We start from the raw sequence: 8194 nt of genomic DNA on the forward strand, positions 1-8194 counted from the left end.
TTTATGATAGAATGTAAAAATAATTATATAATAAAATAATCAGTTTTGCAAGAAATGATTATTTAAGGGAACATAATGAAATCTAATAATAACATAAAAGTAATTCTTTTGAGTTTGTTTTTATATCAATCTGTGACATCACTTTTTGCTACTAGTTTAAAAGATAGTGTTGAGAAAGTATTAAGTACAAATCCAAATGTAATGGCAGAAAGAAAAAATCAAGAAGCCTATAGAATGTATGTAGATGAGAGAAGAGGAAGTTATTTACCTACATTAGATATAGAGTCTTACTATCAAAGTGGAAGAGAAAGAGAAAAAAGAGATGAGGATCCAATCCCTGATACTGATGGAGAGTGGACTAAACAAAATGGATACAATGCTGCAATTGTTTTAAGACAGCTTATTTATGATGGTGGATTAACTCCTTCTCAGGTTGCACAAACAAAATACCAAGATTTAGCAAATAAACATAGAAGTTTTTATGCTATAGAAAATACAATTTTAGAAACAGTAAAATCTTACACTGGCCTTGTTCAATCAGATGAAGTATTGAAATTAACTGAGTCTATGATAAAAATTAATGAAGAGAACTTAGCTATTGCAAAAGAACAAGAGAGTATTAGTGGAGAGGTTTTAGAAACATATCAAGTTTCATCAAAACTGCACTTTATAAGAGATAGATATATTGATGAAGAAGATAAAAGAGATACAACATTAGCTACATATTTCAAATTAGTAGGTGAAAATCCTAAAGGTAAAACATGTAGACCTACAATTGATGAAACAAAAATCCCTAGTAATTTAGATGATGCTATAAAAAAAGCAGTTATTAGTAACTATAAAATATTAGAACAAATAGAAAAAATAAAAATGCAAAGAGAAAAAATTGCTCAAGCAAACTCAGCATTTTTGCCAAAAATAGATTTAGAACTAAAAGCTTCAATTGATGAAGATTTAGAATTACCAGAAAATGGTCAAACAGATGAAAGGTATGTTAGATTAAATTTAAACTGGAACTTATTTAATGGAAATAAAGACAGTATCACTTCTGCTCAAGAAAAAGTTTTTTTATCAGAGCAAAAGAAAACATTAGATGATATTACTCAAGAGATTGTAGCTGAAATAAAATCTTTATTTGGGAAACATGATAAATATAAAAGAAGAGTAACTGAGTTAAAACAATATGTAAAAGCAAATGTAAATATTGTAGATGTTTATAGAAGTGAGTTTCAAGCAGGAACAAGAACTTTTGTTGATATCTTAGATGCAGAAAGAGAACTTTATGAGTCAACTAAAACATTAATTGAAGTAGAGTATGCTTTAATAAATAACTATTATGATTTAATGTTTAATTTATCAAACCTTACTGACTCTGTTGTGAATTCTAAAAATCAGGATTGTGCAAACATCGCTCCAAGAATTATTGATTTTAAACCTAAAAAGAGAGATAACAACATCGAGGCTGAACTTGAAGGTTTAATTAGCGATACAGATAGTGAGTTAATTAGAAAAGAGTTAAATCTTGATTTAAAAAAAGAGCTAGAACTAGATGGAAAAACTAATGATATTCTAAATAAAAATGAGGATTCTTCAAGTAAAAAGACTCTATCTTCTTTTGAATTGTTAAATAAGCAATATAGTGATAATATTAGTTAACTCAAATTAATATCATCAAGGTTACAAATTGCAAGAAAAGCCTAAGTTAGACGAAAGTCTTAATACTCTAAAAGATAGAAGAACTGTCGATTCTCTTTTAGAGTGTTTAATATTCCTATCAAAATATCATAAAAGAGAAGCTTCTGCAGAGTCTTTAAAATTCAACTTACCAGTACATAATAAATCTTTAGATTTAGATATGTTTATCGATGCTGCAAAAAGAATTGGTCTTACAAGTAAGGTTGTTGAACGAGAGATTACAAAGCTTACTAAACTTGCTTTACCTGCTGTTCTTTTACTTGAAAAAAATAGATCATGTATTTTACTTGATTATGATGAAAAAAAAGGAGTAGCTAAAGTTATTCTTCCTGGACTTAGTTCTGGTGAAACAGAGATGACTTTAGAAAAATTAAACTCTGAATACCTTGGTGAATTAGTTATTTTAAAACCAGAGTTTAACTTCAATAATAGAATAGAAAAAGAGATAGAAGTAGAAAGTCCTAAACAATGGTTTTGGGGAACTCTATTTAGAAATAAAAGTATTTATAAACAAGTTATTTTAGTCTCTTTATTTATTAACTTATTTATTCTAGCAACCCCTTTATTTACGATGAATGTCTATGATAGGGTTTTACCAAATAATGCAATTGAGACTATGTGGGCATTATTTATTGGTATTAGTATTGTAATGCTTTTTGATTTTGTTTTAAAAGTCTTGCGTTCTTATTTTTTGGGTGTTGCAAGTAAAAGAACAGATACTATCATTTCAAATAAAATTTTTAATCATGTTCTAAATATAAAGATAAACTCAAAACCAGCTTCTACAGGTCAATTTGTAAGTAGATTACAATCCTTTGAAAGTGTTAGAGAGTTCTTTACTAGTGCAACAATTGCAGCTTTTGTTGACTTTCCTTTTGTTATTATATTTGTAATAGTTGTTTTTTATATCGCTGGACCTTTAGCATATATCACTATTGCTACAGTGATTATCTCTATTCTTGTTTCTTGGTATATGCAAAGACCTCTAAAAGAGATAATTGAAAAATCTGTAAAAGAAGAGCAAATAAAACAAACTACAATGATTGAAACAGTTACTGGTTTAGAAATCATTAAAAGTGTAAGAGCTCAAAATAGAATGAGAACAAATTGGGATCATTCAGTAAATAAAACGGTTCATTATGCGGATAAAGGGCATTTTTTATCTCAAAGTATTACTTATTTTACTGCTTTTATTTCACAGTTTTCAAATATTGCAATTGTTGCAGGAGGAGTTTATCTTGCAAGTGAGGGTGATATAACAATGGGTGCAATTATTGCAGCTATGATTCTAAATGGAAGAGTAATTGCTCCTGTTTCTCAATTAGTAGGGCTTATTATTAAGTTTGATAAAACAATGCTTTCATTAAGTAACTTAGATGAAGTTATGAAAATGCCAGTGGAAAAAGAGAATAAAACTTATATTAGTAGACCTATATTAAAAGGTAAAATTGAATTAAAAGATGTAAATTTTGCATACAAAGAGCAAAATCACCAAACTCTTAAAAATATAAACTTAAGTATAAAAGCCGGAGAAAAGGTTGCAATTTTAGGAAAAATTGGTTCTGGAAAGTCAACACTTCTTAAACTTATTATGAACCTTTATGAACCAACTACAGGTTCTGTTTTAGTTGATGATTTAGATACAAGGCAAATTGACCCTGTTGATTTAAGAAGAGCTATTGGGTGTGTACCTCAAGAACCTTTCTTATTTATGGGAACTATAAAAGATAATATAACAATTGGAGAACAATACGTATCTGATGAAGAACTTTTAAAAGTTTCAAAAGTTGCAGGGCTTAATGAGTTTTTAGGAAAACATGAAGCAGGATTTGATTTAATGGTTGGAGAAAGAGGTGAAGGCTTAAGTGGAGGTGAACGACAATCTGTTACTTTAGCAAGAGCCCTTATTTCAAATCCAAATATTATAATGCTTGATGAACCAACAAACTCAATGGATAAACAGACAGAGCAAGCATTTATTAGAAAAATAGAAAAAATTATTCAAGATAAAACAGTAGTAATAGTTACTCATAAGACATCATTACTTCATTTAGTGGATAGAGTTATTATTGTAGAAAATGGGCAAATTGCCTTTGATGGTCCTAAAGAGGAAGTTTTTAATAAACCAAGAGGTACAAAAAAATGATAAAAAAGTGGTTTAATAAACTTTATGGACTTGATAAAAATCCTGATGAAGATTTAGAGTTTGTATATTCAAGTTATTCAAATGCAAATGAAACACCTAGCAAAGTAGCAAACTTAACTTTTATATTTATTATTTCTTTTTTTACATTAGCAATTCTTTGGGCAGCCTTTGCAGAAGTAGATGAACTAGCAAGGGGAAATGGAAAAGTTATTCCTTCTGATAAAATTCAAAGAGTACAATCCCTTGATGGTGGTATAATCTCTGAGATTTTGGTAAAAGATGGTGAGTCTGTAAAAAAAGGCACTCCTTTAATGAAGATTGATACAACAAGATTTCAAGCAACACTAGAAGAGAGTAAGCAAGAGTATATAAGTTTATTAGCTGTTAGACAAAGACTTGAAGCTGAGGCTTCTTTGGATTTAACAAAACCAGTTCCTACTTTAGAGTTTCCAAAGGAAGTATTAGAGGATAAATCAGGATATGATAAACTAGAACAAACACTTTTATCTAATAGATATGAAGAATTAAAATCTTCTATTGATGTTTTAGAAACTCAACGTGGACAAAAAAGACAAGAATTAAGAGAAATAAAAAATACTATTAAGAACTTGAAGAAAAGTTTTGCTCTTATAAAAGAACAAAGAGAAACTATTCAAAAACTTGTAAGAAGAGGTGTTAAGTCTAGGTATGACCTTTTAAATATAGAAAAAGAGTACACTGATGTAAGTTCTGAATTAGAAACAGCTTTATTATCTGTAACAAGGTCAGAACTAGCTATTCAAGAGGCAAAAAGTAGAGTAGATGAAAAGTTAAATAATTTTAGAGCAGAAGCTTCAAATACCTTACAAGAAACAGTGGGAATGATTAGTAGATTTGAAGCAAGATTAGTAGGAGATAAGGATAAGGTTGCCAAAACGACTATCTCTTCTCCTGTAGATGGAATAGTAAAGCAGTTATATTTTAATACAATAGGTGGAGTAGTTCAGCCTGGTGTTGATTTAGTTGAAATAGTTCCTCAAAGTGATATTTTATTAGTAGAAGCAAAGATTGACCCAAAAGATATTGCTTTTATTAACCCTAGCCAAAAGGCAATTGTAAAAATCACTGCTTATGATTTTTCTATTTATGGTGGATTAGATGCAAAAATTGTAGAGATCTCAGCGGATAGTATTGTAGATAAAGAATCAAAAGAAGGTAAAAGTTATTATAGAGTAATTGTTAAAACAGAAAAAAATTATTTGGAACGTAATGGTGAGAAATTGCCTATTATTCCAGGAATGGTTGCTTCTGTTGATATTATTACAGGAAAAAAGACAATACTTGACTTTATATTAAAACCAATATTAAAAGTAAAGCAAAATGCTTTACATGAAAGATAAGGAAATTGATGAATAAATATTTTTTTAGTTTAGTTTTTATACTAGTAGTTTTTTCAGGATGTGCAACTAAAAATACAGCTTCACTTGTTGAAAAAGATTTACACTATGCTGTTAGAGTAAATGATATGATGCTGTTAAATGAGTTAATTAGTGAAGAAAATATAGATAAAAAAGATGAGTATGGTTATACACCTTTACATATTGCAGCGAGATTTAACCACTTTGATATGGCAAAGGTTCTTGTATCAAAGGGTGCACAAATAAATACTCAAGATAACTATTTTGATACACCTTTAATTGACTCAGTTAAAAAAGGGCATACATTTATATCTGAACTTTTAATTTGTAATGGTGCAAAAGTAAATGCAAAAGATGAAAAAGGTGTTTCTGTTTATGAGTACGCAAGACAATTAAATGATAATAGAACAGCAAAACTACTTAGCTCTAAAAATATTCAGCAAAGATGTATTGGTAAAGTAATTACTCCTAAAAAGCCTAAAGCAACTCAGTTTTACAATCAGATTTCAATTGATGAATATGGTGTTTTAACTGACAATACTCCAAATATTTGTGGAGACGTACATGATGAAGATGTAAGAAGAATTCAAATTTCTTTTGATTCAGGAGAGAGTGTAGTTGAAGCAAATATTCTAGGTAAAAGATGGTGTGCACAAGTAGAAGAAAAGCTATTAAATGGTTATTATAGAGTAGATGCAATTTCTGTAAATTCAATAAATGAAAAGGGTCTTACTTCAGAAGAATTAGAGATAAAAGCAATTAATACTTTACCTGCACTTCTTAAAAAAGAGTTTGAAAAAGATTTAACAAAATGGAATGCTTCATTTGATGAAAATACTTTAGTATTTAGATTTAATAACCCTTCATTAATGTTTGAAAGAGGAAGTAACACTTTAAAGCAAGAGTATAAAAGTATCTTATCTGATTTCTTCCCTAGATATGTAGATGCCTTAGCTCAGTATAAAAACTCAATAAAGAAAGTTTATGTAGAAGGACATACTTCATCGTCATACAGTAGTGTTAAATCTGTAGAAGAGAAGTTTAAAAAGAATATGGTTTTATCTCAAGAAAGAGCAGATGCTGTTTTAGAATATTTAAAAGCTATATTAGATTCAACAGTAATTGAAAATGAAAGCTTTATAAATAACAGTTTTGAATCAAGAGGAAAATCATCAAGTGAATTAATAGTAAATAGTGATGGTTCTGAAAATGAAGAGTTATCAAGAAGAGTTGAGTTTAAAATAGAAATTAGATAAGGGTTAGAAAAATGAAGCAAACTAGTTTAGAAGATTTTATGGAGTTAGAAGAACAAAATAAAGAGTTAGAAAAACTAGTTGCTATCGAAGTTGAAAAAAATAGACAAAAAGATGAAATAATATTTCAACAAAATAAATTAGCAGCCATGGGTGAGATGTTAGAAAATATTGCTCACCAGTGGAGACAACCATTAATGGAACTATCTGCTTTATTTATTCCTATTGAAGCTAAAATCAATTTCAATAAAAATATAAATAATGATGAGTTGTTAGACTCAATAAATAAACTAAATCATATAACTAAGTATATGTCAAATACAATAGATGATTTTAAAAACTTTTTTGCTACAAATAAAGAAAAAACTGAGTTTAAACTCTCTGACCAGATAAATTCTTCTTTAGGAATTATTATTACAGGACTTCGTAAAAATGGGATATTTGTTGATATTGTCATCAAGAAAAACCCTACTGTTTTTGGCTATAAAAATGAGTATACGCAAGTTTTAATAAACATACTAAATAATGCAAAAGATGCATTAATTGATAGAAAAATAAAAGAGCCAAAAATTATAATAACTTTAGACTCAAATAACAAAAATTCTATTCTTAGTGTTGAAGATAATGCAGGTGGAATTCAAGTAAAACCAATTGATAATATCTTTAAGCCTTTTTTTACATATGGTAAGAAAGAAGGTACAGGAATAGGGCTTTTTATGTCAAAATTAATCATCGAAAAAAATATGAATGGTAAACTTCTTGTATCAAATGAAAAAGCTGGAGCAAGCTTTAAAATAATCTCACCACTAAAATAATAATAAAACTAGCAATAAAAATATTTATAAATACTATAAAAGTGTCTCATAAGAGACTTTTTTTATATATAATTAACAGTATAAAATTCTAATAATGAGGATACTGCTATGATTAAAGTGATTATAAAAAATGTAGATGGTTCAAAAGAAGTTAAAGAATTAACTGAAGGAATGCTTATTAAGCCAGAACCTGGACAACAATTTTACTTTGATAACCTTGATTCAAAAAAACATGTAATGAATTTAACAGATGGTGAAGCATCTATTGAATTAACATTTGATGCTGATGGTCAAAAATATGTTTTTAATTTTCAAGGAATGGCTGACTTAATTAGAGAATCAAATCTAACTTCTAAAAATAAATCTGTACTTGGAATCATAAATGACCAAGAAGGGATGGATGAACTTAATCAAACAGTATTAAACCCTGAGTTTAAAAGCGATAATATTATTAGAGAATTAAAAGACTTACTTTCAAAAGGAACAGCGGGAGAAGAGATCCAAAATGGTATTATCATTGACGATTTTGGAGCTTTAGCTGAGCAATTAGATGCAGCAGCAGCTGGAGGAGCAACATCAAATGGTTCTTCTACGTTCTATGCAGCAGATGCACTAAGTGGAAATACTTATGGAGCTGACGCAAGAGGAACAGGACTAGAGTTTAATGATCCAGATGGGAACCTAATTGGTGTTGAAGGAGCAAATAATACTGATAATACTTTAAACTTAGGTGATACAGTAGATTTCCAACCAGAAGTTTTAAGTGTAACAAGTGATGAGCAAACAGAAGGAACTGATTTAGTTCACACTGTAACATTAAGTGGAGAAGCAGATTCAGCAAAAGAGTATGACTTTACATTTAACACTGGAACAGTAGAAGCAGAAGAT

Annotated in this window: 6 protein-coding genes; all 6 read left to right on the forward strand. The window is 28.9% G+C overall.

The annotated features are described in order from the left end of the window. Positions 1-75: 75 nt before the first annotated feature. Positions 76-1656 (forward strand): TolC family protein, encoded by a 1581-nt coding sequence (locus tag CRV03_RS06535; RefSeq protein ID WP_129084346.1) that lies wholly within the window; start codon positions 76-78, stop codon positions 1654-1656. Positions 1657-1684: 28 nt separating this feature from the next. Continuing rightward, complete coding sequence (locus CRV03_RS06540; protein WP_129084347.1) at positions 1685-3841, forward strand: type I secretion system permease/ATPase; 2157 nt, start codon at positions 1685-1687, stop codon at positions 3839-3841. Next, complete coding sequence (locus CRV03_RS06545; protein WP_129084348.1) at positions 3838-5220, forward strand: HlyD family type I secretion periplasmic adaptor subunit; 1383 nt, start codon at positions 3838-3840, stop codon at positions 5218-5220. The genes CRV03_RS06540 and CRV03_RS06545 overlap by 4 nt, the downstream gene beginning before the upstream one ends. A gap of 8 nt (positions 5221-5228) precedes the next feature. After that, entirely contained in the window at positions 5229-6494 is a 1266-nt protein-coding gene (locus CRV03_RS06550) for an ankyrin repeat domain-containing protein (protein WP_129084349.1), read from the forward strand. 11 nt (positions 6495-6505) lie between these two features. Then, complete coding sequence (locus CRV03_RS06555) at positions 6506-7306, forward strand: sensor histidine kinase (RefSeq protein WP_129084350.1); 801 nt, start codon at positions 6506-6508, stop codon at positions 7304-7306. Positions 7307-7414: 108 nt separating this feature from the next. Next, positions 7415-8194: hypothetical protein (locus CRV03_RS06560; protein WP_164968624.1), on the forward strand; the 780-nt coding region annotated here is incomplete at its 3' end.

This window comes from Arcobacter sp. F155, from assembly GCF_004116455.1.
GTDB lineage: Bacteria > Campylobacterota > Campylobacteria > Campylobacterales > Arcobacteraceae > Halarcobacter.

Coding starts and splice junctions, on each gene's coding strand:
- CRV03_RS06535 (WP_129084346.1), top strand. CDS start 76: ATGAAATCTAATAATAACATAAAAGTAATTCTTTTGAGTTTGTTTTTA.
- CRV03_RS06545 (WP_129084348.1), top strand. CDS start 3,838: ATGATAAAAAAGTGGTTTAATAAACTTTATGGACTTGATAAAAATCCT.
- CRV03_RS06550 (WP_129084349.1), top strand. CDS start 5,229: ATGAATAAATATTTTTTTAGTTTAGTTTTTATACTAGTAGTTTTTTCA.
- CRV03_RS06555 (WP_129084350.1), top strand. CDS start 6,506: ATGAAGCAAACTAGTTTAGAAGATTTTATGGAGTTAGAAGAACAAAAT.